This is a genomic window from Shouchella tritolerans, from assembly GCF_025770735.1.
GTDB classification, from domain to species: Bacteria; Bacillota; Bacilli; order Bacillales; family Bacillaceae_D; genus Shouchella; species Shouchella tritolerans.
In genome coordinates this window covers 628,683-654,200 of record NZ_JAODPB010000003.1, presented here as the reverse complement: position 1 = coordinate 654,200, position 25,518 = coordinate 628,683, and the positions used below count along the sequence as shown (strand labels likewise).

General features: G+C 46.3%; 23 protein-coding genes. 4 read left to right on the top strand and 19 right to left on the bottom strand.

What is annotated here, in order from left to right; all coding sequences use genetic code 11:
- The 7 genes from N6H06_RS13435 to pepT all read right to left on the bottom strand — a co-directional run bounded on the left by N6H06_RS13435 (window position 1) and on the right by pepT (window position 9,450).
- A complete protein-coding gene (locus N6H06_RS13435; protein WP_153020536.1) occupies window positions 1–471 on the bottom strand; it encodes a GAF domain-containing protein in 471 nt (156 codons plus the stop codon).
- Window positions 472–528: 57 nt separating this feature from the next.
- Complete coding sequence (narI, locus tag N6H06_RS13430) at window positions 529–1,215, bottom strand: respiratory nitrate reductase subunit gamma (protein WP_062748097.1); 687 nt, start codon at window positions 1,213–1,215, stop codon at window positions 529–531.
- The gene (gene narJ, locus N6H06_RS13425) at window positions 1,212–1,781 is read right to left on the bottom strand and encodes a nitrate reductase molybdenum cofactor assembly chaperone (protein WP_062748099.1); all 570 of its coding nucleotides are present in this window, start codon (window positions 1,779–1,781) and stop codon (window positions 1,212–1,214) included. Before narJ ends, narI begins: the two co-directional genes overlap by 4 nt.
- A complete protein-coding gene (gene narH / locus N6H06_RS13420) occupies window positions 1,774–3,309 on the bottom strand; it encodes a nitrate reductase subunit beta (protein ID WP_062748101.1) in 1,536 nt (511 codons plus the stop codon). Before narH ends, narJ begins: the two co-directional genes overlap by 8 nt.
- Window positions 3,299–6,973 (bottom strand): nitrate reductase subunit alpha, encoded by a 3,675-nt coding sequence (locus tag N6H06_RS13415; protein WP_263707125.1) that lies wholly within the window; start codon window positions 6,971–6,973, stop codon window positions 3,299–3,301. Before N6H06_RS13415 ends, narH begins: the two co-directional genes overlap by 11 nt.
- Before the next feature lie 257 nt (window positions 6,974–7,230).
- A complete protein-coding gene (gene ric / locus N6H06_RS13410; RefSeq protein ID WP_263707124.1) occupies window positions 7,231–7,929 on the bottom strand; it encodes an iron-sulfur cluster repair di-iron protein in 699 nt (232 codons plus the stop codon).
- A gap of 294 nt (window positions 7,930–8,223) precedes the next feature.
- A complete protein-coding gene (gene pepT / locus N6H06_RS13405; protein ID WP_263707122.1) occupies window positions 8,224–9,450 on the bottom strand; it encodes a peptidase T in 1,227 nt (408 codons plus the stop codon).
- Window positions 9,451–9,797: 347 nt separating this feature from the next.
- Here pepT and N6H06_RS13400 point away from each other — a divergent pair, with 347 nt between their 5' ends.
- Together N6H06_RS13400 and N6H06_RS13395 are read left to right on the top strand one after the other, a co-directional pair.
- Window positions 9,798–11,333, top strand: a complete 1,536-nt coding sequence (locus N6H06_RS13400; RefSeq protein ID WP_062748108.1) for a PTS transporter subunit EIIC — start codon at window positions 9,798–9,800, stop codon at window positions 11,331–11,333.
- A gap of 1 nt (window position 11,334) precedes the next feature.
- A complete protein-coding gene (locus N6H06_RS13395; RefSeq protein WP_213029271.1) occupies window positions 11,335–12,018 on the top strand; it encodes an N-acetylmannosamine-6-phosphate 2-epimerase in 684 nt (227 codons plus the stop codon).
- Between the two features lie 68 nt (window positions 12,019–12,086).
- Here N6H06_RS13395 and N6H06_RS13390 read toward each other — a convergent pair whose 3' ends face one another.
- The 4 genes from N6H06_RS13390 to N6H06_RS13375 all read right to left on the bottom strand — a co-directional run bounded on the left by N6H06_RS13390 (window position 12,087) and on the right by N6H06_RS13375 (window position 17,180).
- Window positions 12,087–12,893: a MurR/RpiR family transcriptional regulator gene (locus tag N6H06_RS13390; RefSeq protein WP_062748112.1), complete on the bottom strand. Its 807-nt coding sequence runs from the start codon at window positions 12,891–12,893 to the stop codon at window positions 12,087–12,089.
- Between the two features lie 625 nt (window positions 12,894–13,518).
- On the bottom strand, window positions 13,519–14,025 hold the full coding sequence (locus N6H06_RS13385; RefSeq protein WP_062748115.1) for a PadR family transcriptional regulator: 507 nt from the start codon (window positions 14,023–14,025) through the stop codon (window positions 13,519–13,521).
- Between the two features lie 4 nt (window positions 14,026–14,029).
- Window positions 14,030–16,492 (bottom strand): ABC transporter permease, encoded by a 2,463-nt coding sequence (locus N6H06_RS13380; protein WP_263707119.1) that lies wholly within the window; start codon window positions 16,490–16,492, stop codon window positions 14,030–14,032.
- Window positions 16,461–17,180 carry an ABC transporter ATP-binding protein gene (locus tag N6H06_RS13375; protein ID WP_263707117.1) on the bottom strand — a complete coding sequence of 240 codons (720 nt, stop codon included), beginning with the start codon at window positions 17,178–17,180 and terminating at the stop codon, window positions 16,461–16,463. The genes N6H06_RS13380 and N6H06_RS13375 overlap by 32 nt, the downstream gene beginning before the upstream one ends.
- Before the next feature lie 620 nt (window positions 17,181–17,800).
- Here N6H06_RS13375 and N6H06_RS13370 point away from each other — a divergent pair.
- Window positions 17,801–17,983, top strand: coding sequence for a hypothetical protein (locus tag N6H06_RS13370; RefSeq protein ID WP_062748121.1), 183 nt, complete (start codon window positions 17,801–17,803; stop codon window positions 17,981–17,983).
- 17 nt (window positions 17,984–18,000) lie between these two features.
- Here N6H06_RS13370 and N6H06_RS13365 read toward each other — a convergent pair whose 3' ends face one another.
- Genes N6H06_RS13365 through N6H06_RS13345 form a run of 5 tightly spaced genes read right to left on the bottom strand, consistent with a single transcriptional unit; the run spans window position 18,001 to window position 22,131 of the window.
- Window positions 18,001–18,213: a hypothetical protein gene (locus N6H06_RS13365; RefSeq protein WP_062748123.1), complete on the bottom strand. Its 213-nt coding sequence runs from the start codon at window positions 18,211–18,213 to the stop codon at window positions 18,001–18,003.
- Complete coding sequence (locus N6H06_RS13360; RefSeq protein WP_263707115.1) at window positions 18,206–19,009, bottom strand: ABC transporter ATP-binding protein; 804 nt, start codon at window positions 19,007–19,009, stop codon at window positions 18,206–18,208. Before N6H06_RS13360 ends, N6H06_RS13365 begins: the two co-directional genes overlap by 8 nt.
- Window positions 19,006–20,040, bottom strand: a complete 1,035-nt coding sequence (locus N6H06_RS13355) for a FecCD family ABC transporter permease (protein ID WP_062748127.1) — start codon at window positions 20,038–20,040, stop codon at window positions 19,006–19,008. Before N6H06_RS13355 ends, N6H06_RS13360 begins: the two co-directional genes overlap by 4 nt.
- Window positions 20,037–21,056, bottom strand: a complete 1,020-nt coding sequence (locus tag N6H06_RS13350) for a FecCD family ABC transporter permease (RefSeq protein WP_153020546.1) — start codon at window positions 21,054–21,056, stop codon at window positions 20,037–20,039. Before N6H06_RS13350 ends, N6H06_RS13355 begins: the two co-directional genes overlap by 4 nt.
- A 10-nt stretch (window positions 21,057–21,066) precedes the next feature.
- Window positions 21,067–22,131 (bottom strand): iron-siderophore ABC transporter substrate-binding protein, encoded by a 1,065-nt coding sequence (locus tag N6H06_RS13345; RefSeq protein WP_263707114.1) that lies wholly within the window; start codon window positions 22,129–22,131, stop codon window positions 21,067–21,069.
- 588 nt (window positions 22,132–22,719) lie between these two features.
- Here N6H06_RS13345 and N6H06_RS13340 point away from each other — a divergent pair.
- Window positions 22,720–23,562: a glycoside hydrolase family 16 protein gene (locus N6H06_RS13340; RefSeq protein WP_263707112.1), complete on the top strand. Its 843-nt coding sequence runs from the start codon at window positions 22,720–22,722 to the stop codon at window positions 23,560–23,562.
- A gap of 135 nt (window positions 23,563–23,697) precedes the next feature.
- Here the strand turns inward: N6H06_RS13340 and N6H06_RS13335 are convergent, their stop codons facing one another.
- From N6H06_RS13335 to N6H06_RS13325, 3 genes are all read right to left on the bottom strand, one after another.
- Complete coding sequence (locus tag N6H06_RS13335) at window positions 23,698–24,144, bottom strand: hypothetical protein (RefSeq protein WP_263707111.1); 447 nt, start codon at window positions 24,142–24,144, stop codon at window positions 23,698–23,700.
- Window positions 24,145–24,412: 268 nt separating this feature from the next.
- Window positions 24,413–24,913 carry a hypothetical protein gene (locus tag N6H06_RS13330; RefSeq protein ID WP_263707110.1) on the bottom strand — a complete coding sequence of 167 codons (501 nt, stop codon included), beginning with the start codon at window positions 24,911–24,913 and terminating at the stop codon, window positions 24,413–24,415.
- A gap of 97 nt (window positions 24,914–25,010) precedes the next feature.
- Window positions 25,011–25,514, bottom strand: a complete 504-nt coding sequence (locus N6H06_RS13325) for a hypothetical protein (protein WP_062748137.1) — start codon at window positions 25,512–25,514, stop codon at window positions 25,011–25,013.
- Between the last annotated feature and the right edge of the window lie 4 nt (window positions 25,515–25,518).

Below are 25,518 nucleotides of genomic sequence, written 5' to 3'. Positions count from 1 at the left end.
TCAAGGCTGTGACACCTCCCTGATCTGAAAAGCTCCAAACGTCGATCCTAAGCTTTCTTGGAAGCTCGCAAACGATGTTGGATTTAATCGATTTTCCTTGCGGAAGCCTACCAGCAGCACGCCTACGACACGGGCCCCTTCCCAGAGCGGCAACGCTCCGAGGCTTTTTAACTGTTCTGACACAATAATAGGATAATTGAACAAGTCCCTTGCGCCGATATCGCTGTTCACATTTTGGAGCAGCATCGCTTTTCCTGTTTTAAAAACGATCCCGGCAACGCCTTTGCCTGAATGGAGCACAATCCGCTTGTACCGGTCATTCATGTTCCCAGACACATACTGCCACGTTAATACAAACCGATCTTCGGCCGGCTGTACGAGAGCTAGGGATACAAAGTCAAACTTCCATCTCTTCCGGATGCCGTCAATCTCCTGTTGATAATCAATTGAAGGGAGATCCGCCATTGTCATAACCATAACTCCTCTGGCGTAGAAAAGAAGGCTGCTTTAGCCTTCTCTTAGCTACGTTCATATTTTACGGTGCTTTCTATAAAGGATATATCGTCTGCCGATATAATTCAACGGCACACTCCATACATGGACAAGTCTAGTAAACGGCCATAAAGCAAAAATGAGCAGGCCAGCAGTAATATGAATTTTAAATGACAGCGGCACGTCTGTCATTAAGCCTGCGTCCGGCTGGAAGAGAAAAAGCTGGCGGAACCAGACCGACACCGTCTCCCGGTAATTGAAGTCCGGCTGCAAAGCATTGGTGACAAGGGTGCTGTACATGCCTACCGCTACAATAAACAGCAGCAGTACATTCACAATCATATCTGAGGCGGAGCTGAGCTGGCGCACATTCTTCATCGTAAATCGTCGAAACGTAAGCAGTACCATGCCAGCGAGTGTCAAAAACCCGAACGCGCCACCAATATATACGGCTCCGATATGGTATAGATGTTCATTCACACCGACTGCCTCCATCCAGGACTGGGGTATGCCCAGTCCTGCCACATGGCCCATAATGACCGGGATGATGCCTAGGTGAAACATCAGGCTGCCTGCCCTCAGTCTTTTTTTCTCAACAAACTCACTCGACTTCGCCGTCCAGTTAAACTGGTCAGTTCGATACCGGTAGATATGTCCGACGACAAAAACGGAGAAACATATATAGGGGTAAATCACCCACAAAAACGGATCCATTATGCTCATGTGCCGGGAGCCTCCTGTATGACGCATGCCTTAAACGTTTCCCGCAGTCCCTTGATTAGATGAAAATAAGGGCTGTCTGCTTTTTCCAAAGCATTCAGCAAATGATAGGTTCCATCTTCCATTACCGCCAGCATCAAATCCAGGCTGCTTGCAGCTTGCTGCTCATGGCCCTGCCAAGGGGCGGCGTAGAGAAATTCACACATGAGCGGCAAGTAATCTGAGAGCTCGGTGCCTTCGATGGCAAGGCCGAACAGCTCATATGCTTGTTTGAGCCGTACGAGGAGCGCTCCCCGTTCCCGGCTGTCCTCATATTTGTAAAAGGTCATGTACAAGGTCGTGTCTTTTTGAAAATCAAACGTCTGAACATACATCTCTTCAATTTGCTCGAAGCTGTATTTCTGCATGAGATGCCAGTATTTCTGGAGCGAAGGATGGGCCGGATGTCCGGCAGTCAGGGCTTTCGTCCAAACATCAGGATGAAAATCCAGCTTCTCTGGGTACATAAGCTGTCGGGCAAAAAAGGCGAATCGTGACTTTTGCTCATGTAGTTTCTCAAGATCAATCACGCCAAATCCCCCCGTAGAAATTTTCTTCATACAGCTCTTTGCCGCTTTTGCCACTAAAGCCCGCTGGGCCGCAGCCCGTGCAACCGAGCCCGAAGCCTTCATCCCCTTGGGAGCGGTACACGTCCATGTGCGCTTCCTTATGCGAAGTGGGGATGACAAACCGATCTTCATATTTGGCAATTGCCAGCAACCGATACATTTCTTTCACCTGAGTCGAAGTGAGCCCCACACGTGTTAAGCGGCGTTCGTCAAAGTCAGCGCCAGAAGAGACGGCTCGCATCATCGATCTCATCATGGCCATTTTCTGAAGCGCTTCTTTTACCGTCTCGGTATCCCCTGCCGTAAGCAAGTTCGCTAAATACCGAATCGGCGTGCGCATCTCCTCGATGGCAGGGAATATTAAATCTGGATTCCCGATCGAATCCTTGCCTTCAAATAGATTCATGATCGGGCTGAGCGGCGGTACATACCATACCATCGGCAGCGTCCGGTACTCCGGATGAAGTGGAAACGCCAGCTTGTATTCAATCGCTAGCTTATACACAGGCGACTTCTGTGCCGCCTCAATCCATTCCTCGGGAATTCCGTCCGCCTGAGCCTGCTCGATAACGGCCGGATCGTTCGGGTCGAGAAATAAGTCACACTGAGCTTGGTACAAATCCTGCTCATCCGCTACGGAAGCCGCTTCTTGCACACGATCGGCGTCGTAGAGCAGCACGCCGAGATAGCGAATCCGTCCAGTACACGTTTCGGAGCAGACAGTCGGCAAACCGGCTTCGATTCTTGGGAAGCAAAATGTACATTTCTCCGCTTTATTCGTTTTCCAGTTGAAATACACTTTTTTGTAAGGACAGCCTGTCATACAGTACCGCCAGCCCCGGCAAGCTTCCTGGTCAACTAGCACAATTCCGTCCTCATCGCGCTTATACATCGCCCCTGACGGGCAGGAAGCGACACAACTTGGATTAAGGCAGTGTTCACACAACCGCGGCAAATACATCATAAACGTTTGCTCAAAGTTGAACTTAATTTCTTCTTCGATCTTTTCAATATTCGGATCGCGGGGGCCCGTTACGTGGCCACCCGCGAGATCATCCTCCCAATTGGGTCCCCACTCTAGGTCCATCGTGTCCCCGGTCACTACCGACTTCGGACGCGCTACCGGCTGATGCTTTTTCTCCCCGGCGTTTGTCAGATGTTCATAGTTATAAGTCCACGGTTCATAGTAGTCCTTCATCTCCGGCATATCGGGGTTGTGAAAAATGCTGCCGAGGGCGATTTTGGACAGCTTGCTGCCAGATTTCAGTTCCAGCTTGCCGTTCTTAAGCGTCCAACCCCCTTTGTATTGCTCTTGATCCTCCCAGCGAACCGGATATCCGATCCCCGGTTTTGTCTCCACATTGTTGAACCATATATATTCCGCCCCTGGTCGGTTGGTCCATGTACTCTTGCAGGTCACGCTGCAAGTGTGGCATCCAATGCATTTGTCTAGATTCATCACCATGGCCACTTGCGCTTTAATCTTCAAGCCAATCCACCTCTTTCATTTTGCGGACAGCCACGTACACATCCCGTTGGTTTCCGATCGGTCCGTAGTAATTAAATCCATAGCTGAGTTGGGCATATCCCCCGACCACTTGAGTCGGCTTGACATGAATTCGAGTCGGGGCATTGTGGCTACCGCCGCGGTTTTTCGTAATTTCGGAGCCTGGGACATAGATATGTTTGTCTTGGGCATGGTACATGTACATTGTCCCTTTTGGCATCCGGTGGCTAACGACAGCTCTGGCGGTGACCACTCCATTCCGGTTGTATACCTCGAGCCAATCGTTGTCCTGAATGTGATGAGCGGCCGCGTCGTCATTGTTCAGCCATACTGTCGGCCCGCCCCGGAACAGTGTCAGCATGTGCAGATTATCCTGATACGTGCTATGGATATTCCATTTCCCATGTGGAGTCAAATAGCGTAGTACGAGCGTTTCGTCGCTGCCGCTCACCTGACTGTCACGAGGCCCGAATACCATCGGCGGTAGCGTCGGTTTATACACTGGCAGCGCTTCGCCGAACTGCAGAAAAATCTCATGATCGATATAAAAATGTTGTCTACCGGTCAATGTCCGGAAAGGAACCAAGCGTTCAATATTAGTGGTAAATGGGGAATACCTTCTTCCCATCTTATTGGACCCGCTAAACACCGGTGTCGGAATGACCTCCCGTGGCTGGGCCGTAATGCTCTGGAACGTAATCCGCTCCGCTGCCCGATCGGCAGAAATATCCGTAAGCTGGACGCCGGTATCCTGTTCGAACGACTCCCAGGCACGCTGGGATACGCGGCCGTTGGTAGCGGACGATAGCGTCAATATGATCTCCGCCGCATGAGATGCCGTATACAATTTCGGAAGTCCTTGCTTAATCGTGTCATCCTCATAGATGCCGTTGATTCGCTTCAGTTCCTCGTATTCCTCGGCCACCGGGAAGCTGACGCCGTGCGCTCCTACCTTGCCATTGGCCAGCCCTGGCCCCAGTGAAATGTACTTGTCGTAAATTTGTGTATAGTCCCGTTCCACAATCGTTAGATTCGGCATCGTTTTGCCAGGCACCGCTTCAACCTCGCCCTTGCGCCAATCCTTGACGACACCATAAGGCTGGGCAATTTCACTCGCAGAATCATGGGCGAGTGGAGTAGCGACCAAATCCTTGTATACGCCAGGGAGATGCTCTTTGGCCATCTCCGAAAAGGTCTTGGCAAGGGTTCTGTAAATATCCCAGTCCGAGCGCGATTCCCAAAGAGGATCAACGGCCGGATTAAACGGATGGACGAACGGGTGCATATCGGTTGAAGAGAGATCGGTCTTCTCGTACCAAGTCGCTGCAGGCAGGACGATATCGGCATAAATCGGCGTCGCAGTCATGCGGAAATCAAGAGCAACTAGCAGGTCCAGCTTGCCGACTGCTTCTTCCCGCCAGACCATCTCCTCCGGCTTCTGCTCCTCGTTCGGAGAAGAGAGCAAATTATCCGATGTGCCTAGCAGATGTTTCATAAAATATTCCTGTCCTTTGGCCGAGCTGGAAATTAGATTAGAACGCCATACAAACATTGTGCGCGGAAAATTTTCCGGTGCATCGGGATCTTCGGCCGCAAATGTGGTTTTGCCAGAGGTGATCTGCTCATAAGCATGCTTGACGATGTCCTCATTGTTTGTTTTTCCCTGCTGCTTCGCCTCCTCCGCAAACGCTAGACTGCTCTTGTTGAACTGGGGATAGGACGGGAGCCAGCCGAGCCTTGCAGCCAGAACGTTGTAATCGGCAGGATGGGTGTAACGAGTCTCGCCACCGGTGGGCGATTTCAGCGATTCGGTGTCCATCTCCTCATACTTCCATTGATCGGTGGCGAAGTAGAAGAAGGAAGTCGCGTTTTGCTGCCGCGGTGGCCCTTGCCAGTCTTTCGCAAATGCTACGGTCGACCAGCCTTCGATTGGACGGCATTTTTCTTGACCGACATAATGGGCCCATCCACCTCCATTGACACCTTGGGAAGCGGTAAGGATAACCAAGTTCAGAATGGCCCTGTAGATCGTGTCGCTATTGAACCAGTGATTGATCCCAGCTCCCATAATGATCATGGAGCGTCCGCCTGTATCGAGCGAATTTTGGGCGAATTCCCGGGCGATTTGTACGACAACGGAGGCTTTCACACCGGTGATGCCCTCCTGCCAAGCAGGCGTGTACTTCGAGGTTGCATCCTCATAGCCGTCAGCCTCCCACTCGCTTCCTATACGCCTGATACCGTACTGGCTCAGCATCAAGTCGTACACGGTTGCAGCCAGACGCTTCGTTCCGTCGGCCAACTGGATCGTTCGGACAGGAATCACCCGTTTAAATGTGCCGCTGCCGGCGTTATCAAAGAACGGGAAATAAATCGTTTGAAACTCCTGTCCATGGGGTTCCACCGAGAGCGCAGGCGATATCAGCGAACCGTCTTCGCGCTCCAAAATCAAGTTCCACTGCTTCCCTTCTTCCCAACGCTGTCCCATCGTCCCGTTAGGTACCAAAACTTCTTCTGTTGTTTCATCAATAAGAACCGGCTTCCATTCCGCATGGGGGGACGTTTCCCCAAGATCACTTGCCCGGAGGAAGCGCCCTGCTTTATAGCCATCTTCAAACTCCTCTAGCAAAATTAGAAAAGGCATATCCGTATACTGCTTCGCATAATTCAGGAACATTGGCTCCTGGCGTTTATGGTAATACTCGTCTAAAATAACATGGGTCATTGCCTGAGCGATCGCTGCATCAGTTCCAGGATTGGGCGCCAGCCAGTTATCCGCAAACTTAACGTTCTCGGCGTAATCTGGAGCAACGGAGACTACCTTTGTTCCTTTATAGCGTACCTCGGTCATGAAATGGGCATCTGGCGTGCGTGTCAGCGGCACGTTCGACCCCCACATGATAAGATAGCCGGCGTTGTACCAGTCGCTCGATTCTGGCACGTCGGTTTGCTCTCCCCAAATTTGCGGAGAAGCAGGAGGCAGATCGGCATACCAATCGTAAAAGCTGAGCATCTCTCCTCCTAGCAGGGAAATAAAGCGGGCGCCGGAGGCATAGCTGATCATCGACATCGCCGGGATCGGCGTGAATCCAGCAATCCGGTCTGGACCGTATTTGCGTATCGTATAGATTAACTGGGCGGAGATTAGCTGTGTCGCATCCTGCCAGGTTACGCGGACATGGCCGCCTTTTCCCCGTGCCTGCTTGTATGATTTAGCCTTCTCTGGATCCTCAACAATGCTGGCCCAAGCGTCTACTGGATCATCGTGCTGCTTGAGTGCCTCGTTCCAGAGCCGCCACAGCCGTCCGCGCATATAAGGATATTTCACGCGCAGCGGACTGTACTCATACCAGGAGAATGACGCTCCCCTCGGACAGCCTCGCGGTTCAAATTCGGGCATATCCGGCCCGCAGGAAGGATAATCAATCTGCTGATTTTCCCACGTAATGATGCCACTCTTCACAAACACCTTCCAGCTGCAGGAGCCGGTACAGTTAACCCCATGTGTAGTTCTGACAACCTTGTCATGGGACCACCGGTTTCGGTACATGTCCTCCCATTCCCGGCTCTTCTCCTCGAGAATGGACCAATTGTCCGAATAGCTTTCTACTTTTTTAAAGAATGTCAATCCCTTGTTTCGTTTCATAGGACGCTTCAACTCCTTGTGCTTGAATGACGATGATTGGCGGGGAATCAATGCGTCGTCCATTCATATACCTTTATTATGAAGAAACCACCCCGGCCGCTCCTATTAGGGAAACTCCTATATTGCTTCGTGAACTCCCTTGTTTTGCGGCATGATCCGTTCTAATCAAATGCTTTTCAACAAAAAAACGCCGCTCGGATCTTATCGATCCAAGCGGCGTTTTTTAACCATTCTATTTTTAATTGCGTTTTTAGGCGTCACATCACTGTACGGACATTCCGAAATAAAATGTTGTTTTCCAAATGAATATGATCATACGTATCTTGTTCAAGGTGGGCAAGGCGCTGATACACAAGACGATAGGTGCCGCAAGCATCATCCGGAAGCTCAAAATCGCTCGTGACTTCCCGCAATTCTTTGAGCAAACAGCCAGCCGACTCGTGTTCATCCTCAAGCTCAGAGATATGCGGCCTCAACGCTTCCGTTGTTTCTGGATTGGGCTCATTCATAAACCGGGTGATTAATGGAAATACAACCTTGTCTTCATCATTCGTATGCTCCAGCAGCTCCTGCTTTAAATCCGTGAACAGTTCCTGAACGCGAAGCAGCTCGGGATGGGAGCCACCATGGACGCGGGCCAGCTTGGTTACATATGGCACAAGCGCAGGCAACTCTTCTTTTAGAAAAGCATGGTGCTTCTTTTGAATATGGTCGATCAGTTCCAGTTCTGTCAGATCAGCCGGGCGACTCTGCTCATATTTGGCAAACTTGCTTTCTACCAGTTTTACCTGTTCCAGCACCTCGTTTGGATCCAGCTCCCGCTTTAAAGCTGCCTGTTCCAGTGGGACTTGTCCACCGCAGCAAAAATCAATGCGAAGCTTGCGGAAAACATCCGCCGTCTGCGGTATAGCTGTCACAATATCGGCTACTTGAGATTGAAGTGTGAGTGAACTCATGTTGACTCCTCCATTCATATGGCTGTATGTCTCGCTTACGATCAAGTATATCGAAGCAAGCTCCATTGCAGCCATCCCAAATCGAAACGATCTGTGACAAAGTGGCTAATGACTCCATTAGAAAAACCCATCTTCGGCCGTCGGATGACATGAGCGAACTGTGTTGTTAAACAAATAGACGCGGCAAAAGTTCCGAAGGCAGATGTCTATTCCATGGCACCGCAGTACACAACCACCGCATCAAACGCCCGTTTTGCTTAGAGAAGCACTTCCCCACCATTCAGGCAGCATTGCTTATTTTGCTCGCTGAGCAACAAGATTGGCGATATTGACAATCACATGGACTGCTTTTTCCATATTGTCTACTGACACATATTCATAGCGGCCGTGGTAATTTTCTCCTCCAGTAAAAATGTTCGGTGTAGGCAACCCTTTATAAGAAAGTTGCGATCCATCGGTACCACCGCGAATTGGCCCTACTTTCGGCTCAATGCCAAGCTTCTCCATCGCCTCCAACGCGACCTCGACAATTTCCTTCTGTGGCTCTATTTTTTCCCGCATATTGTAATATTGGTCACGAAGCTCGATGGATACTTTTCCCTTTCCATGCTTTTCTTGCATTTCCCAGGCAATGGCCTCCATTTTCGCCTTTCTATTTACAAATTGCTGACGGTCAAAATCACGAATAATATAGTGGAGTTCAGCAAAATCAGCATTGCCTTCCATAGAAAGCAAGTGGTAAAAGCCTTCATAGCCTTCCGTGAATTCTGGCGCTTCGTTCGCTGGAAGCTGTGAATGGAATTCGATCGCCCGTTTAATCGCATTCACCATTTTATTTTTGGCCGTTCCAGGATGAGTGCTAACGCCATAAAAACTGACTTTTGCTGCCGCCGCATTGAAACTCTCATATTGGAATTGACCTAAAGGTCCGCCATCAAGCGTATAAGCAAAGGCAGCGCCAAAGGCGTCAACATCAAAATGGGCCGGTCCCCGTCCAATTTCCTCATCTGGCGTAAAGGCGACACGAATTTTCCCATGCTCTATTTCTAGATGCTTGATCAAATAATCCATCGCTGTCATTATCTCAGCAATTCCGGCTTTGTCGTCGGCGCCAAGCAGCGTGGTTCCGTCTGTGGTAATCAACGTATGACCTTTGTACCCTGCTAGTTCTGGAAATTGCTTAGGCGAGAGCACGTAGCCATGGCCAAGCTCAATATCGCCGCCGCTGTACTCGTGTACTTGCGGATTGACGTTCTTACCTGTAAATTCTGTCGCCGTATCAAGATGGGCAAGAAAGCCAATAGTCGGGACTGCCTTATTTGTATTGCTCTCCAATGTCGCCATCACATAGCCATTATCGTCCATCGTCACTTCTGTTAAGCCAAGCGCTTTCAACTCTTCTACAAGGAGGCGGCCAAGTTCCAATTGTCCTTCTGTTGTCGGAACAGCATTGCTCGCCTCTGTGGATTGTGTATCCACTTTAGCATAGCGAGTAAAGCGGTCAATGATTTCTTGTTTCATGTTTTGCAATCCCTTCACCGATTTGGTTTATTTCCTTCCATTATAGCAAAACCCCAGAAGAAACAGAAAAATGCACGCTACATTATTTTCTGGCTAACTGGAAACAGTAGCAGTGACCCCTACTCAAGTATTCAACGTACAGATGATAGAAGCTAGGGATAAATCGTTTAAAGCTGAGGAAAAATGAATTTAGCAAACAACAAAATCACCGCCACAGTTACATCAAAACAACTTTTCTTCTCATTCATCTATGAAAGAGTCAAACCGCTTTCATTTATTTCCATTGCCAAATCAGGAAAACAACTATATAATCTTTGTAAATAATTTACCTTAAAGGAGTGAAAATGATGAGTGTTTTCTTTGAAAAAGCACAACGGTTCGGAAAATCGTTTATGCTTCCCATCGCCGTTTTACCTGCCGCTGGTTTATTGTTAGGCATTGGCGGCGCTTTAAGCAACCCGAATACGCTTGTCGCCTATCCGTTTTTGGACCAGCCGTTTTTGCAAGGCTTATTTACTATCATGAGCTCAGCAGGAAACATTGTCTTTGCCAATCTTCCGCTTTTATTTGCGATTGGCCTTGCCATCGGTCTAGCACGGGCGGACAAAGGTACAGTCGGCCTTGCAGCCGTTATCGGCTACTTTGTCATGAATGCGACGATTAATGCCATGCTAACGATTACCGGCACACTCGCTGAGGACTCTCTTGCTGATGTCGGCCAAGGAATGAGCGTAGGCATCCAAACACTGGAAACAGGCGTTTTTGGCGGTGTGCTCGTCGGAATTATGGCGTATGTTCTCCATAAACGCTACTATAAAATTGAGCTCCCTCGTTTTCTTGGTTTCTTTGGCGGCTCTCGTTTTATTCCGATTATTACCTCTGTTGCTGCGATGGTTCTTGGTGTCCTATTGTTTTATGTATGGCCGTTTATTCAACAAGGGATATTCTCACTCGGTTCTTTAGTAGAAATGACCGGCTATATTGGAACATTTTTATACGGCTTTATTCTACGTTTGTTAGGGCCATTCGGCTTGCACCATATTTTTTACATGCCATTTTGGACAACAAGCCTTGGCGGCTCTATGATTGTCGATGGCACACTTGTCGAAGGCACACAGCGAATTTTCTTCGCACAGCTCGCTGACCCAAGCGTGACTCAATTCTACGAAGGAACTTCGCGCTTTATGTCCGGGCGTTTTATTACGATGATGTTCGGTTTGCTCGGTGCATGCTTAGCCATTTACCACACAGCCAAACCTAAAAACAAAAAGATCGTTGCTGGACTTTTGCTCTCAGCAGGGCTCACTTCCTTTTTGACAGGCATTACCGAGCCAATTGAGTTCTCATTCCTGTTCATTGCTCCTGCTCTTTATGTCGTTCACGCCTTTTTTGATGGTCTCGCCTTTATGCTTGCGCACATCTTTTCGATTACAATCGGGCAGACATTTTCTGGCGGCTTCATCGATTTTATTTTGTTCGGCGTGCTTCAAGGCAACGATAAAACCAATTGGGTGATCGTCCCGCTTATTGGTATTGTCTGGTTTTTCCTTTATTATTTCACGTTCCGCTTTATGATTAGGAAATTCAACTACAAAACGCCAGGCCGTGAAGACGAGGAAATCGCTGCACAAACTGCATCTGGCACAGAGAGGGCTGCCGCCATCGTCGCTGCACTGGGGGCTGCTGCAAACATTAAAGATGTCGATGCCTGCGCCACCCGCCTACGCGTTAGTGTCCATGATGGTGAGAAAGTGGATAAAGACCAATTCAAAGCGACAGGCGCCAAGGGCGTTATTGTGAACGGCAACGGCGTACAAGTGATCTATGGACCGGAAGTGACGGTTATTCGCAATGAAGTTGATGAACTGTTAGGAGATAAATGACATGCATGCTGTGTTAAAAAAAATTGAAAACAAACTGGTTGTTTCCTGCCAAGCATTAGAAGAAGAACCGCTCCATTCGTCCTTCATTATGGGGCGTATGGCTCTCGCCGCTAAACAAGGCGGCGCTTCAGGGATTCGTGCCAATTCGAAAGAAGATATACTTGAAATAAAATCAATGGTTGACCTGCCTGTCATTGGAATTGTGAAGCGCCATTATCCAGAAAGCGACGTTTATATTACAGCGACGATGACGGAAGTAGACGAATTAATGGAAGCCAAAGTGGACATGATTGCCATGGATGCGACCAAACAAAAGCGTCCCAAGCAATCGTTGGCAGAAATGGTAGCAGCAATCCGCAGCAAGTATCCGACCGTTGCCCTTATGGCGGATGTCTCCACATTGGAAGAAGCAATGGAAGCAGACCGCCTTGGCTTTGACTGCATCTCGACAACATTAGTAGGCTATACCGCTTATACGGCTGGCGCATCTGCGTCAGACAATGATTTTGCTCTTTTAAAAGAGATGACCCAAGCGGTTAAAGCGCCAGTCATAGCAGAAGGGAAAATGAACACCCCTGCCCTTGCCAAAGGCGCCCTTAAAGCAGGTGCTCACAGCGTTGTCGTCGGTGGAGCGATTACCCGTCCTCAGCAAATTACAAAGACGTTTGTGGAAGCCTTGCAATAAAATTCATTTATAGACAAAAAACGCCTCTGAGATCATTCTCAAAGGCGTTTTGTCTATGATAGCAGCTGTTAGATCTTTTTTAATTGGCTGAGCGCGTGAAGTGTTTTCCGGCGCGCTTCCGCTCGTTCTTCATTTTGGGCGAGCACAAGGCTGATTAAATCAAGCACGTGGACGATGGAGAGCTGGGCGTTGAGAAAGCCACGAGCGTAAAAAGGTTTAGGGCTGAAACTTAAGAGCAGCAAGTCTGCCATTTCGCTTAATGGGGTATGTTCATGGTTCGTCAACAAAATGATCGTTGCCCCATTTTCTTTTGCTAACGCCACCGCTTCCTGAATATCAACCGTATAGCCAGAATTTGAAATGGCGAGAACTACATCTGCCGCTGTCAAAAGCGAGGCGTTCATCACCATCGTATGGGAATCGATATGGCAGTCAACGCGCATCCCCATCCGCATTAGCCGAAACTTCATTTCCTGACCAGACAAGCCAGAGCTGCCGATTCCATAAATTTCAATCCGGTTCGCGTTCTCAAGCAATGTAGCAGCTTGGACAATGTCGTCCTGTTTAATCAGCTCCCGACTTCCGCCAATAATCGCTTTGTAAATCGACTCCATTTCAGCGATCAGCTCTCCGCCCTCTTCTTCTGTTCGAGTGCTGTCCCTTATAGACATTTTAAATTCAACGAAATTGGCCGCTCCGACTTTTCGGCAAAAACGGGTGATTGTCGCTACGGAAACACTGCATTTTGCCGCCAAGTCTTTAATATGGATATTAGCAAGTTCTTTTGGCGCGCTCATCACATAATCGGCAATACGTTTCTCCGCAGCGCTGAGCGCATGATAATTCACTTGGATTTGTTGCAGCATTGGTAACATGAGCGAAACCTCCCTGCCGTTCTTTCTCTATCATACACGATTTTTCGTCGTTTTACCCTTTATATCTCTAGTAAAGTAAACGTTAAAAATAGTGTACAGCCTTCCACACTGAAGAAACCTAGCAAGAAAAGAAGTGTTTCAATCGGAGACTCATTTATACGAACGTATATTCTTATCTACTTGAATATGGTATACTAAAACAAGGCAATTGAATAAGGCTTTGGAGTGGTCGTTCGCCCCCTTGCATGTTTTTTGCTAACGAAAGGGGGTGAGGCCTTGACAGTATTCGAAACGCTAGTTGTCACGTTTGCAGCGGCAAACCTACTCGTTGCCATACTGTCGTATAAGAAAGACAAATAACCACTCCTAAGCCCGGGAAGCTAGAGTGGTTATTGGAATCACTTAGGCGAACGCCCCTTTAGGGCATTCAATTGCCACTGGCCTCGGTGTTCGCGCACCAGGCCTTTTTTATCCTATGTCTTTGTAGTCTTATTATACCGGCGAATTGGCCTAAACGCAAACAGAGCTTATCAAAAAGGCGTTGTAGCGGCATTTGCCGTTCTAAACAGCTTCCCTCTAAGAAAGAGTTGATAGAGAAGAATGATCGAAGACCATCCACCCACCTTTACGAAAAACTCCGATTTGCTACTTGGTTGATCCAGTTCAAATCTGCTTCTAAATGCAGCAACATGCCTGTAATTAATAAGTACTTGTTTTCGTCCCCTTCAAGCAAGAACGTTGTTTTTAATTTCGTTAACTCCATTACTTCTTTAATCACTAATGCTTTTTGTTGTTCCAGCATGTTCTTTTCTTGGGCAAATTCGATTTTTCGCGCACAACTCCATTTAAAGAAAAAATCATCTTTTGTTGAATCGTACGTTACTGGTTCCAGCAACCATTTTTTTAGCTCTTTTTCACCGGCGGGCTCTAAGGCAAATAACTTCCGTTCCTGCTCATCCGCCCCAGGAGAGGAAACGAATTGATCCCGAATTAAGCGATCAAGGGTCGTATAAATTTGGCCAGGATTGATCTTTCCTTTAATCCCTAATAGCGAATCGAGTTCTAATTTCAATTCGTATCCATGGCGATGTTGCTGGCACAATAATGTTAAAATCCCATATTTAACTGACAAACGATCACCCTTCTTTAAGAGATGACTGTATATCCATTTTACTTGCACTGTGACTAGATATCCAGGCTGCACTAAGGCTTAACCCAATTCCGGCAATAATAGCTAAGATCATATTGCCGACAGGCAACTGAAAAGACATAAAGCCTTCCATTATTTCAGATTGGCTAGTAACAAAAATCAAGAGTACACCAATCGCCATCCCTATCACCACGCCTGCTAAACCAATGAGGAATCCTTCAGCCATGATCATTTTTCGAACTTGTTGCTTGGTGAAGCCAAGTGCACGCATCGTCCCAATCTCCGTTATCCGTTCCATTGTATTCATCACTAACGTATTCGCAGTGCCAATACTCGCTAATCCGATCATCATAAACAACATAACAGAAATCAGTTCATTCATGCCAGAAACCGCTGATGTCGTCGAGCGAATTTCCTCTTCTACCGTTTCCACTTTTGAAAGCTGCCCGCCAAACTCAGACCATGTCTGTTCGCGAATCGTAGTATACGCTTCCTGCTCAGCCGTAAGCAACAAATCAAAGCTATTGGTCCAGCCAAATTCGTGCTGAAGGTGGCTCTCATCCATAAAAGCGACATAGCCAGAATAGTGGGACGTCTGCACGACTCCAACTACTTCGAAAGATTGCCGGCCGTTTGGCGTGTTCATTTGTATATGCTCGCCTATCTGTCCGTCCCATTCTTTAAAAGCACGCTCCCCAAGCAATATAGAAGGGTTCCCGTTTAATTGCTTAAGCAGCTCTTTTTCATGGGGATCGGCAAATAAGGCAGGGCCTTCTTCACTGACAGCAAGAACAGAAAATTGCCTGCTCTCTCCGCTCGTCGTTTCCCACGTTATCGGCGTTGCTTCAGTAAACGGCTCAACCGCTTCAATCTCTTCATAAGAAAGGAGTTTGGCACGATCTTCCTCTGACCATGGCGCTTCAGACGTCATTTTCAAATCTCCGCCATACGTGTTTCGAATGTCGTTCTCGAAACCTTCTGGAGCAGATTTTATAACTGCACCAAGCAATAAAATAACCGAAATGCCGATAGCAAGAATCGCCGCTGTATGGGCATTGCGATTTAGCTGCTGGCTTATATGGTTGGCAGCCATGATCCCTGGATACTGAAAAAGCTTTTTCAATAGCGGTTTAAGTAGTTTGTTCAACCCTAATAACAGCAGAGGAAACAAAAGAATCACACCAGCTATGATAGCAGCGTAAGCGACGGGATGGTCAAAAAAACCTAAACAAAGAAGACCAGCTCCAACTACCGCCCGTTGCCACAACCGTTTCGATGATTGATTCGTTTCCGTTTCCATTTTTAATGTCAATAAAATCGACGTCTTGCCGGCGTGGTAAATGGGGAATAGCGAAAAAGCAATCGGGAACAGCACACCAATGATGAACGCTACCAATGCCGGCAGCTGCCAGTTTAGCGTATAGACCATATCAAAATCAAAAACACCAAGAAGAACATCCATGAATACATCCCCGAGCCATACCCCAAGCGGCACGCCTATTGCCGTGCCCAACAACGACAAAAGCAACATTTCCATAAGCACGAGTTTAGAAACAGCCCGTTGTGTGTACCCTAAGCTTTTCATAATCGCAAATTCTTTTCTTCTTTCAATAACGCTCGTATAAATCATATTAAATACAATGAACCCACTGATAAACATCGACAAGCCTGCAATTAAATAAAAGAACGTATAAAGTCCGCCAATATCATTGCTTTGAAGGTCATCGGCCACTACAGGTTGAATAAATACATGAGTATCTTGAAATTGTTGTTGCAATGTTTTAAACAAATCCTTGCCATCGCCTTGCACTTGAAAACGCATATAGGAAATGTCATGGTCGTTTCCTGTCCACTCTCTTAATAAGTCAAGTGGAGCCATAATCCGAAAACTAGAAGACTCGGCGCTTTCCCAATTATTAGGGCTTGCTAGCAGTTGCGTATACTCAACGACCGCAGAGACTTGCGCCTCTCCCATATTAGCTAGGCGAACCGTATCGCCAACCCCTACGCCTAAAAGATTGGCGACGTTTTTGGGTACGACCAATCCTTGATTGTCTAGTTCCCCTTCTATAACAGGCAGTTTCAGCAAAGGACTGTTTTGGTCACTGACACCTGTAATTCTTACAGCCCGTTCATTTAAAGAGCGGTCGCCCTCAAGCTCAAAAAAAGCGTGCTTGTCGAGCGCTTCCAATGTATGGGTGACAATCGGGTCATTTTGGATGGACGCAATCATTTCCTCAGGATACGTATGTTCATCGCTTAATACCCAATAATCAGCATTGCCGACATACATTTGCTCGTAGTAGTCAAAAACGTCATCTGTTGTTTTATCGGCTACTAGCATAGCCGTTACAAAAGACGTTCCAAGCATAATAGCGAGCAACGTCAAGCCAAACCTTTTTTTGTTATCGGTGATATTACGCCATGAAATTCGCCAAGTATTTAGCATAGTCACGATCCTCCCTCGAAATAACTTGGTCGATGACTCCGTCCCTAAAAAGAATGATGCGGTCTGCAAAACCAGCAGCAAAAATGTCGTGTGTCACCATCACAACCGTTTGTTTGTCTTTGCGGTGGAACGTTGACAGCAAGGCCAGTATTTCTTCTGCTTTCGCTCGATCTAAATTTCCAGTTGGTTCATCCGCCAACAAAACAGTCGGGTTATGAACAAGCGCCCTTGCTATCGCCACTCGCTGCTGTTGGCCCCCACTGAGCAAGTTCACCCGTTTGCGGTTTAGTCCCTTTAACCCAACTGAATCAATCAAATTATTGACCGCTTGGCTATGTTCACTCGTCCACTTACCGTCCGCATGGAGGGGAAATGCGACATTTTCTTCAACCGTTAACGTAGGCAACAATTGATAATTTTGAAACACAAACCCTGCCTTTTGTCGCCGAAAGATCGTTCTTTCTTTTTCTTTCATCTGATGCAACGGTTTTCCGTCTATCTCTATTTCCCCAGCAGTAGGGACATCCAGCCCGCCTAGCAGTTGAAGCAATGTGCTTTTGCCAGAACCACTCGGCCCCATAATTGCCACGAATTCGCCTTCCTTTATCGTAAAATCAACCCCTTTTAACACTTGCGTAGCCTCTTGCCCTTGCATAAATTCTTTCGTCAAATTGCTCACTTTAATCATTCTGTTCCCTCCTCTTAACAATCTCACTCATTATATACTAAGTATATATAAAAAAGGAAGTTTAAATTGTAAAATCTATTTCCTTCGCGTAATATACAATACCATTGTGTTAAAATTATTATATACTAAGTATCTATAGCTGGATTTTGAGTAGTGGTTTATCAAAGAGGACAAGAAAAAGTTTGCTTTCAAGCCAGTTGATAAAAGAAGAGTATCCTTGTGCGATCTTTTAAAACATCGGCTAGTTCTCATATAAAAGAGCCCCTCGAAAAGCATTTTACGCTTTAGCAAAGAGCTCATCACCATACTTATATGTCGTTTTAGTACGTTGCTTGTATTCTCGGCTTCTATCAGTGTCGATGGGCAAAGCGAAAACCAAACAACGACAGGACTTACGCTTTTTTAAATCTATCTCTCCTTTATTTCTATTAACCTCAACTAGTTACTCAGATCCGATCTCGACTATTTTGGTTCAAGTAATTGAAGATAACTCAATCGTTCAACACGAATATATAATTAAATTAAAACCGTTAAAAACACCATTACATTTTTGACATCCTCCCTGAGTATAAAATGAAGACAGTTATATATACCTGACTGAGCAACACAAAGCAGACATCTTGGTTGAAATCGATTTGCTGTATGCCCTAACTGTGTATGAAACATATCTCGTTGAGCCACTTGAAGAAACGGGCTTATATCAACATCTAGGCAATACACAAACAGAACAAACTGTATCCTTTCAAAATATCGAGACGTCCTTTGTCATTGATTTAAACGAATCAACTAGTAAATTTACATAACTTTGTCCATAGCGATATTAAACCATTAAAGACGTATTAGAAACCATAATGAGTTTCTCCACCAACGCAAGAGCAGACGTTATCCCTTTTATCAAAAAGACATGGCTTTTTGATAATGCTTCTTTAGTAATTTCAGGCACTAAAAAACGTAGCGGAAGCATCGCTACGTTTTTCCATTTACCCTTAAAGCGGTACGCAAAGTCTTGATTGCATACGGTCATATTACACATGAACATGGTATCTCCCTTTAGGTACGACCATAGGTGAGTGAGATACGGGATCTTGAACGACTTCGCAGTCAAGGCCAAAGACGTCTTTTACTAGTTCGCTTGTAATAACTTTGGATGGATCTCCCTCTGCGATAAGCTCCCCTTGACGAAGGGCAAAAAGATAGTCGGCATAACGGGCGGATAAGTTTATATCGTGGAGAACCATAACAATCGTTGTCCCGTGTTTCCGGTTAAGGTCTGTAAGCATGTCCAGAATTTCAACTTGGTAGGTAATATCCAAAAAGGTGGTCGGTTCATCCAGAAATAAAATATCCGTTTGCTGGGCGAGAGCCATGGCAATCCAGACTCGTTGCCTTTGCCCGCCGGAAAGCTCATCAATGTGACGATTGGCGAGCTCTGTAATGTTCATCATCTCCATTGCTTCAGCGACGGCTTCATTATCCTTTTTCGTCCATCCTTTGAGCAAAGATTGATGAGGAAATCGCCCTCTGCCAACTAGATCAGCAACAGAAATGCCCTCTGGAACAATAGGCGATTGGGGAAGTATGCCAAGTACCTTCGCTAGTTGTTTTGGCGGCATTTTATTAATGGCCTTGCCATCAAGCATGACGTTCCCCGAGGTGGGCCTGAGAAGCCTTGCCATCGTTTTAAGGAGTGTCGACTTTCCACACGCGTTTGCTCCAATTATGACGCTAATCCGGTTATTAGGAATGACCAGGCTTATCTCATTGAGAATGGTCTTTTGATCATACCCTGCTCTAATTTGTTCAGTTTGGAACGTATGTGACGATGTCATGATAAACTTCCCTTTCGATTCATGCGGATGAGTAAGTAGAGCAAAAATGGCGCTCCGAGCAAACCAGTAATAATGCCCACTGGAAATCTGACTTCAAAAGCAAACTGTCCAATTAGGTCAGCTGCCAAAACCAAATTAACGCCCACGAGTCCAGCGGGAATAGCATTCGAATAGCCAACTCCGACTAACCGTTTGGCGATTGGCCCTGAAAGAAAAGCAACGAACGCAATTGGTCCAGTCGTGGCAGCAGCGAGCGCAATCATAGCAACCGAACTGACAATTAGCATGACTCTCGTCTTATCTGTGTTCAGCCCGAGAGAAGAGGCTGACTGTTCTCCAAGCTCCAAAAGGTTGAGCTGCCTTCCAAGGGCAATGACAATAGGGGCACAGACAAAAACCGTAACGATAAGAGGAAGCAACGCATCCATTTGTGAACCATTAAGGCTGCCGCTGAGCCACCTGAGCGCTGCAGGGATGTCTTCTTGCGCGCCTACCATCAGAAGGTAAGAAATCAACGCACTTAGCATTGCCTGTATGCCAATGCCAACTAAAATCAGTCGGCCTACTGAAAACGATTTCCCCCGTGATAACCCATAAATAAGTGCGACTGTCGCAAGTCCAGCAATCACCGAAACAATGGAAACAACCGTATTGCTTGTTTGTAAAATGAGAATGCAACATAGTGCCGCGACGCTGGAGCCAGTAGTAATTCCAAGAACGTCTGGATTTGCTAGTGGATTACGCAACATTGTTTGGAACGTATTACCGGCCATACCAAAAGCAAAACCAGCAAATAAACCAGCTAGCATTCTAGGCAGACGGATTGTATTCACTGCAAAAGATACCCCGTCAAGCCGCTCACCTAATAATGCCCGGATGACATCTTCAACGGGATAAACTGTGCTCCCAAGCATGAGCATCGCGCAGCATAGCACACAAGCGAGCAACAACAGCAATATATTCATGACGATCCAGCGACGACGCCTCTGACGACGTCCGGCAATCATGATAGCAATGGTATTCTTTTTCATAGTGAACGCACTTTCATTCTCGTAGCTAATAGGATAAGGAACGGAGCTCCAATAAAAGCCGTAACAACGCCAACTTCAAGTTCTCCGGGACTGCCGATGAGCCTGCCGCTTACATCGGCGATTGTTAAAATAACAGCTCCTGAAAGGGCTGACATTGGAATGAGCACCCGCAGATCAGGGCCAAGTAAAAGACGGTTGAGATGAGCAGCTAACAGTCCAATAAAACCAATCGGCCCTGCTAACGCGGTCGCCGCACCGCACAAAATCACACCAGCAAACGCAGCGGTGAGCCGTAGCACCCCCGTCCGTACCCCCTGGCCGGTGGCAACATCATCGCCCAACGCCAACGCATTTAGTGCTGAAGCCGAGAGAACGGCAAGTAATAGCCCAATGAGCAAGAACGGGAGAAATGTCATAATCGCATTCCAGTTTCCTGAGCCAACACTTCCTACTTGCCAAAACCGAAATTGGTCCATGACATGAGTACGGGGGAGCATGATCGCACTAACTAGCGAAGAAAGGGCGGCGCTTGTAGCAGCGCCTGCCAAAACAAGTTTAAGCGGTGTCGCCCCCGCACGCCCCATAGAACCTATCCCGTAAACAAATACAGCTGTCACCATAGCTCCTGCGATCGCAAACCATATAAATTGGCTCGCTGTGCTAATGTTCAAAAAGGCAAGCCCAGCAACGACAAACAAAGCAGCGCCAGTATTGACGCCCAATATGCTTGGATCAGCAAGTGGATTGCGGGTAACCGCCTGCATCAATGCCCCTGAAACACCAAGTGCCGCGCCACAACATAAACTAAACACAGTCCGGGGGATCCGCTCACGAACGACACTTGCCCCATAAGAGTCCAAATCCGGATAAAACAGTCCGGTGATTAGTTCATTCCAGGTCACAAGCCGGGACCCTAAAAGAAGAGAAGCCAGTACACATGCAACAAGCAACATAACAGAGATGACAAGCACCTTTGGCAAATGCTTCGAAGAATACACACCTGGCCTTTTGATCATTTTCAACACACTACTCATCTAGATGACTAAGCGCTTCTCCAATTTGTTCTAAGTACTCATCGATCGTATAAGAGATGGAAAGGGGATTTGGCGTTCCAGAAGCGCCTAAAGGCGTACCAGCATCAATAAATACAACAGCCCCTCTTTCGATCGCTGAAATTTGGCCTAGTCGAGGATCGGCTTTTACAGCTTCGTAAAGGTTTTCATCCCCATATCCAATAATAAGATCGGCCTCATTAAGCACGTCAGCATTCTCAGCACTCAAACTCAAGGAATAGTCAGCATCGTTTTCTAGCAATTCAATAACGCTCTCTGGATAATCCATTCCTAGCTCCTCTGTTAGGAAAGACACGCGCGTATCCGCAGGCGTATACAAATGCAATCCAGACATGTCATTAGCGGAGAAGTTCACCCAAACCACTTTCTTCCCTTCCAATTCAGGGTATTCAGCTACTTTCTCTGCAATTAAGTTTTCGGTGTCCTCAATCAGTTGTTCGCCTTCCGCTTTCATACCCATCCCTTCTGCACTCAACAGAATATGTTCACGCCATGGCGTTGTCCAAGGCGAACTCGGATAGGCGACAACCGGCGCAATTTGCGTTAATAGATCGTAATCCTCCTGGGTGATGCCCGAATAAGCAGCAAGAATCACATCTGGATCGCTATCAGAAATGGCTTCAAAGTCTAGGCCATCTGTATCTTGATAAACATTGGGATCGCTAACGCCCAGTTCGTCCAACTTTTCAGCTGTCCAAGGCAAAAGTCCGCTTTCGTCCTGAACGCCAAAGTTTGCCGCTGAGAAGCCCACCGGCACAACGCCTAGCGCAAGAGCGACATCCTGGTTCCCCCACTGGATCGTTGCCACTCGTTCAGGCTTTGAATCAATAACGGTTTCGCCTAAAGCATGCTCAATTACAATGGGATACTCAGCATCCGTTTTTGTGCTAGCCCCATCGGCACTTTCCGATTGATCTCCGGCGGATGTATCGGAAGACTGGCCTGAGCAAGCAGCCAAGGCTGCTAACAGCGCAGCCGAAAAAAGGACTTTTGTTGACGTTTTTTGTCTTTTGAACATATCCATATCCTTCCTTATCTAATCTGTTTTTCACATCTGTCTGATTAATCGCGTAAAAAAAATATGTACCATGCCACCTTAGACAATAACGATAATCATTCTCAATAAGTGTATAGTTCTTTTCCTGTGTTGTCAATTAGACAGACAGGAAAAATGTCCATTCAGGGGCGATATAAGAGGAAATGAATGTCTCTCGCTAAGAAATGTTGTGAATAGCAGTTGCCTAGGATGTCTCATTGGGGGAAGTTTGTCCAAATTGATAAAAGCACTTGAGACGCTCGATTATATGGTTTTGAACCGATTCGGAAGACTAGTAAAAAAAGTTGTTGCCCTTGTTGGCGTTTGCAACAGCAATCCCTACTGTTTGGTTTGCTTTTGGTTTTCCTCTGTGAAAAGTTGGTCTCTCTTAACCATTGCGATTTGGACAAAATAAAACAAACCTCTATGGGCGTGTTCTCGTGTTTTGCCCACTGCAAACAAAAGCCACTTTTTTCCCAACTGTTTTCTCTTGTTTTCTTTTTTATAATGGGCATAGAAGCTTGATAACAGCCAAGTCTAACACCATTTTTCTTTTTAGGAGGATGGCTGATGAAGAAGACTATTGGTGCGTTGATTGTGGTGACTATGATGGCAGTGGGGATTTCATCTGAAGTCGATGCATCAAAAAATTCTGTCGAACAGGAAGGGTGGAGACTCGTCTGGAGCGATGAATTTGACGGCAATACTCTTGACGAGAGCAAATGGCGATACGACATTGGAAATGGCTATCCAAATTTGCCTGGTTGGGGAAACGAAGAGTTGCAATATTATAGTGATCACCCGAAAAATGTACGCGTAGAGAATGGCAAGTTAATTATTGAAGCCCATCAAGAAACGGTTTCCGACCAATATGGTACCTATGGCTATACATCAGGAAAAGTGTTAACAGACGGCCGCTTTAGCCAAACATACGGGCGGTTCGAGGCAAGAATGCGTTTGCCTGCCGGACAAGGGTTTTGGCCCGCTTTTTGGATGATGCCTCAACATGACCGTTATGGCGGTTGGGCGGCATCAGGCGAAATTGATATTATGGAGAACGCAGGCGCGACGCCACATAAAGTCGGAGGAGCAATTCATTACGGCGGTCCTTGGCCCGATAATCAATTTTCTGCTGGTGATTACTATTTCCCAAATGGGACAAACGCGACCGACTATCATGAGTACGCGGTCGAGTGGGAGCCAGGTGAAATTCGCTGGTACGTCGACGGGAACTTGTACCTAACACTAAACGATTGGTACACGGTTGGAGGCCCTTACCCTGCACCCTTTGACCAAGAGTTCTATTTGATTCTCAACCTTGCTGTTGGCGGTTGGTATGGCGGTAACCCAGATGGCTCTACCCCATTCCCTTCATCCATGGCCATTGATTATGTCCGCGTGTATCAGCGATAGTTTTAAAGCTAGGTAGCTTAAATGAGTTGCCTGGCTTTCACTTTTGTTTGTGGATAAACATAAGATGTCCTTGGTTCCGATTTATTTATTCAATGATCCCTTTTTCCTTTAAAAAATTTTCAAAGTTGTCTTCTTCTATATTCCATTATGGACATACAAATAAAGGCTTTCCGTTCCGCCTACCTCTTCTCCATTTGAAAGTACAAGAGGTACACTTCGCATTTCTCCAAAGCTTCTAGTAATTTCTTCATATACTTTCATCCAATTTCCTTCCTCTACCTCTTTCAGAGGAAAATCAATTGTAGGGAAACCTTTAGAAACGGCCTTCCAACTTTCCATCATCTCTTTTGTCCGTTTTGTAGGCGTTAACATAATATCATCAACATTTTCTCCTTTTCCATAATCACTAAAATCAATTTCCATACGTAAAAAGTCCGTTGTTTGAACATAAACTTTTAATTTACTTTCTTCTAACCACATTTGCTGTTGTGCTTTCTCTTGCTGTTGTAAATAAAGAAAAAATAAGGAACTTACACTTATAACAACGATTGTCACAAGGACTATCCATTTCGTCTTTGTCATTCAAAACGCCCCGTTCCGATTACTTCTTCAGTTTCTCACGTTCTCCCCCCAAGCCTAAAAGACGGACGCCTCGTTACGTGCAGCTCCATTTTTGAGAGGACCAGCTGTCACTTTTCCCTATTCTTAGTTGATGGTCGATCCTCTCTTGCCCAGCTTGATGCCTGCTCATTCGTTCGAGAAATTCCTACGGCAAACTCCTTTAACGCTATTCCTATGTAATATCGGATTCTCTCAAGACAATGCTTGTTGATGACTTAAGTTTCCTATGTTAAAAGAAGTAGTCTGCATAGATCGCTTCAACGATTTCCGCATCATTGATTTTCCATTCTCCATCCTCTTTTGTCATTTCGATGTCGACAAAATGGATGTTTTCATGAAGTCGATTGGTTGTTTGAGGGTGCAGTCGATACTGAACGGTTCCCTCTTGTCGATTGACTTTTGTAAAAAGCACACCATATTGACTATTTGCAGTCAATCCATCTTCCGTTCCTAACAAAAAGAACAACTTTAATGAGTTGCCGGATTCAATGCTTTCACTAACTTTGGCTTTGTACTCTTTGGTAAACCAATCACTAAATTCGTGATCAACAATCTCTAGAATCGGTTTATCACTACCTTTTTCTCGTAGCATTTTTCCATGTTCATGAGCTGAAAAAAATGCTTCTAAAGCTTCTAAACTATTACGTTCTGCAGCTTTTGCATTTACAATACAACCTGTTGCAAATAAAGCGATCACTGCGACTGAAAAAAACAACAGTATTCGTCTCACTTGAACCCCCTCTTCCCCCTCTACATGTACGATGATTGATCCTTGGTAAAACGATAAATCATAAAATTCCTTACTATGTTCTTTTACAACCCGATAGCTACTCGATAATCCCTTTTTCCTTTAATAGCTTTTCAAAGTTATCTTCCCTTATTGCTCCGTCGCGAACGTATAAATAAAGTCTTTCCCTCATTATATCTTCTCCTTCAGGGAGGTTGACTGAAAGAGCGCGTATTACTTCTCCCATCTCACCTTCGCTTTCAATTAACTTCTGATATACCTCAACCCAATCCTCTTCTTCGACTTCTTCCTCAGGAAACTTAATTGATGGGAATGCTTCAGAAACGGCTTTCCACCTTTCCATCGTGTGCTCAGTTTCTATGGTAGGCGTCAACTTAATATCCTCCACATTCCCTGATTGCTCATATCCTCTGTAATCAATTTCCATGAAAAGTGTATCCGCTGCACGAACATATTTTCCTAGCTCTCTTTCCTCGTTTTTCAACTGTGCCTTCTCTTGCTCCTGATGAGACCAATACCAAACTAACAGCGTTCCCACACTGATAACAGCTAGTGCTCCAAGGAGTATCCTTCTTAATCTCATCACT

Coding starts and splice junctions, on each gene's coding strand:
- N6H06_RS13435 (WP_153020536.1), bottom strand. CDS start 471: ATGACAATGGCGGATCTCCCTTCAATTGATTATCAACAGGAGATTGAC.
- narI (WP_062748097.1), bottom strand. CDS start 1,215: ATGAGCATAATGGATCCGTTTTTGTGGGTGATTTACCCCTATATATGT.
- N6H06_RS13415 (WP_263707125.1), bottom strand. CDS start 6,973: ATGAAACGAAACAAGGGATTGACATTCTTTAAAAAAGTAGAAAGCTAT.
- ric (WP_263707124.1), bottom strand. CDS start 7,929: ATGAGTTCACTCACACTTCAATCTCAAGTAGCCGATATTGTGACAGCT.
- pepT (WP_263707122.1), bottom strand. CDS start 9,450: ATGAAACAAGAAATCATTGACCGCTTTACTCGCTATGCTAAAGTGGAT.
- N6H06_RS13400 (WP_062748108.1), top strand. CDS start 9,798: ATGAGTGTTTTCTTTGAAAAAGCACAACGGTTCGGAAAATCGTTTATG.
- N6H06_RS13395 (WP_213029271.1), top strand. CDS start 11,335: ATGCATGCTGTGTTAAAAAAAATTGAAAACAAACTGGTTGTTTCCTGC.
- N6H06_RS13390 (WP_062748112.1), bottom strand. CDS start 12,893: ATGTTACCAATGCTGCAACAAATCCAAGTGAATTATCATGCGCTCAGC.
- N6H06_RS13380 (WP_263707119.1), bottom strand. CDS start 16,492: ATGCTAAATACTTGGCGAATTTCATGGCGTAATATCACCGATAACAAA.
- N6H06_RS13375 (WP_263707117.1), bottom strand. CDS start 17,180: ATGATTAAAGTGAGCAATTTGACGAAAGAATTTATGCAAGGGCAAGAG.
- N6H06_RS13365 (WP_062748123.1), bottom strand. CDS start 18,213: ATGTGTAATATGACCGTATGCAATCAAGACTTTGCGTACCGCTTTAAG.
- N6H06_RS13360 (WP_263707115.1), bottom strand. CDS start 19,009: ATGACATCGTCACATACGTTCCAAACTGAACAAATTAGAGCAGGGTAT.
- N6H06_RS13355 (WP_062748127.1), bottom strand. CDS start 20,040: ATGAAAAAGAATACCATTGCTATCATGATTGCCGGACGTCGTCAGAGG.
- N6H06_RS13350 (WP_153020546.1), bottom strand. CDS start 21,056: ATGATCAAAAGGCCAGGTGTGTATTCTTCGAAGCATTTGCCAAAGGTG.
- N6H06_RS13345 (WP_263707114.1), bottom strand. CDS start 22,131: ATGTTCAAAAGACAAAAAACGTCAACAAAAGTCCTTTTTTCGGCTGCG.
- N6H06_RS13340 (WP_263707112.1), top strand. CDS start 22,720: ATGAAGAAGACTATTGGTGCGTTGATTGTGGTGACTATGATGGCAGTG.
- N6H06_RS13335 (WP_263707111.1), bottom strand. CDS start 24,144: ATGACAAAGACGAAATGGATAGTCCTTGTGACAATCGTTGTTATAAGT.
- N6H06_RS13325 (WP_062748137.1), bottom strand. CDS start 25,514: ATGAGATTAAGAAGGATACTCCTTGGAGCACTAGCTGTTATCAGTGTG.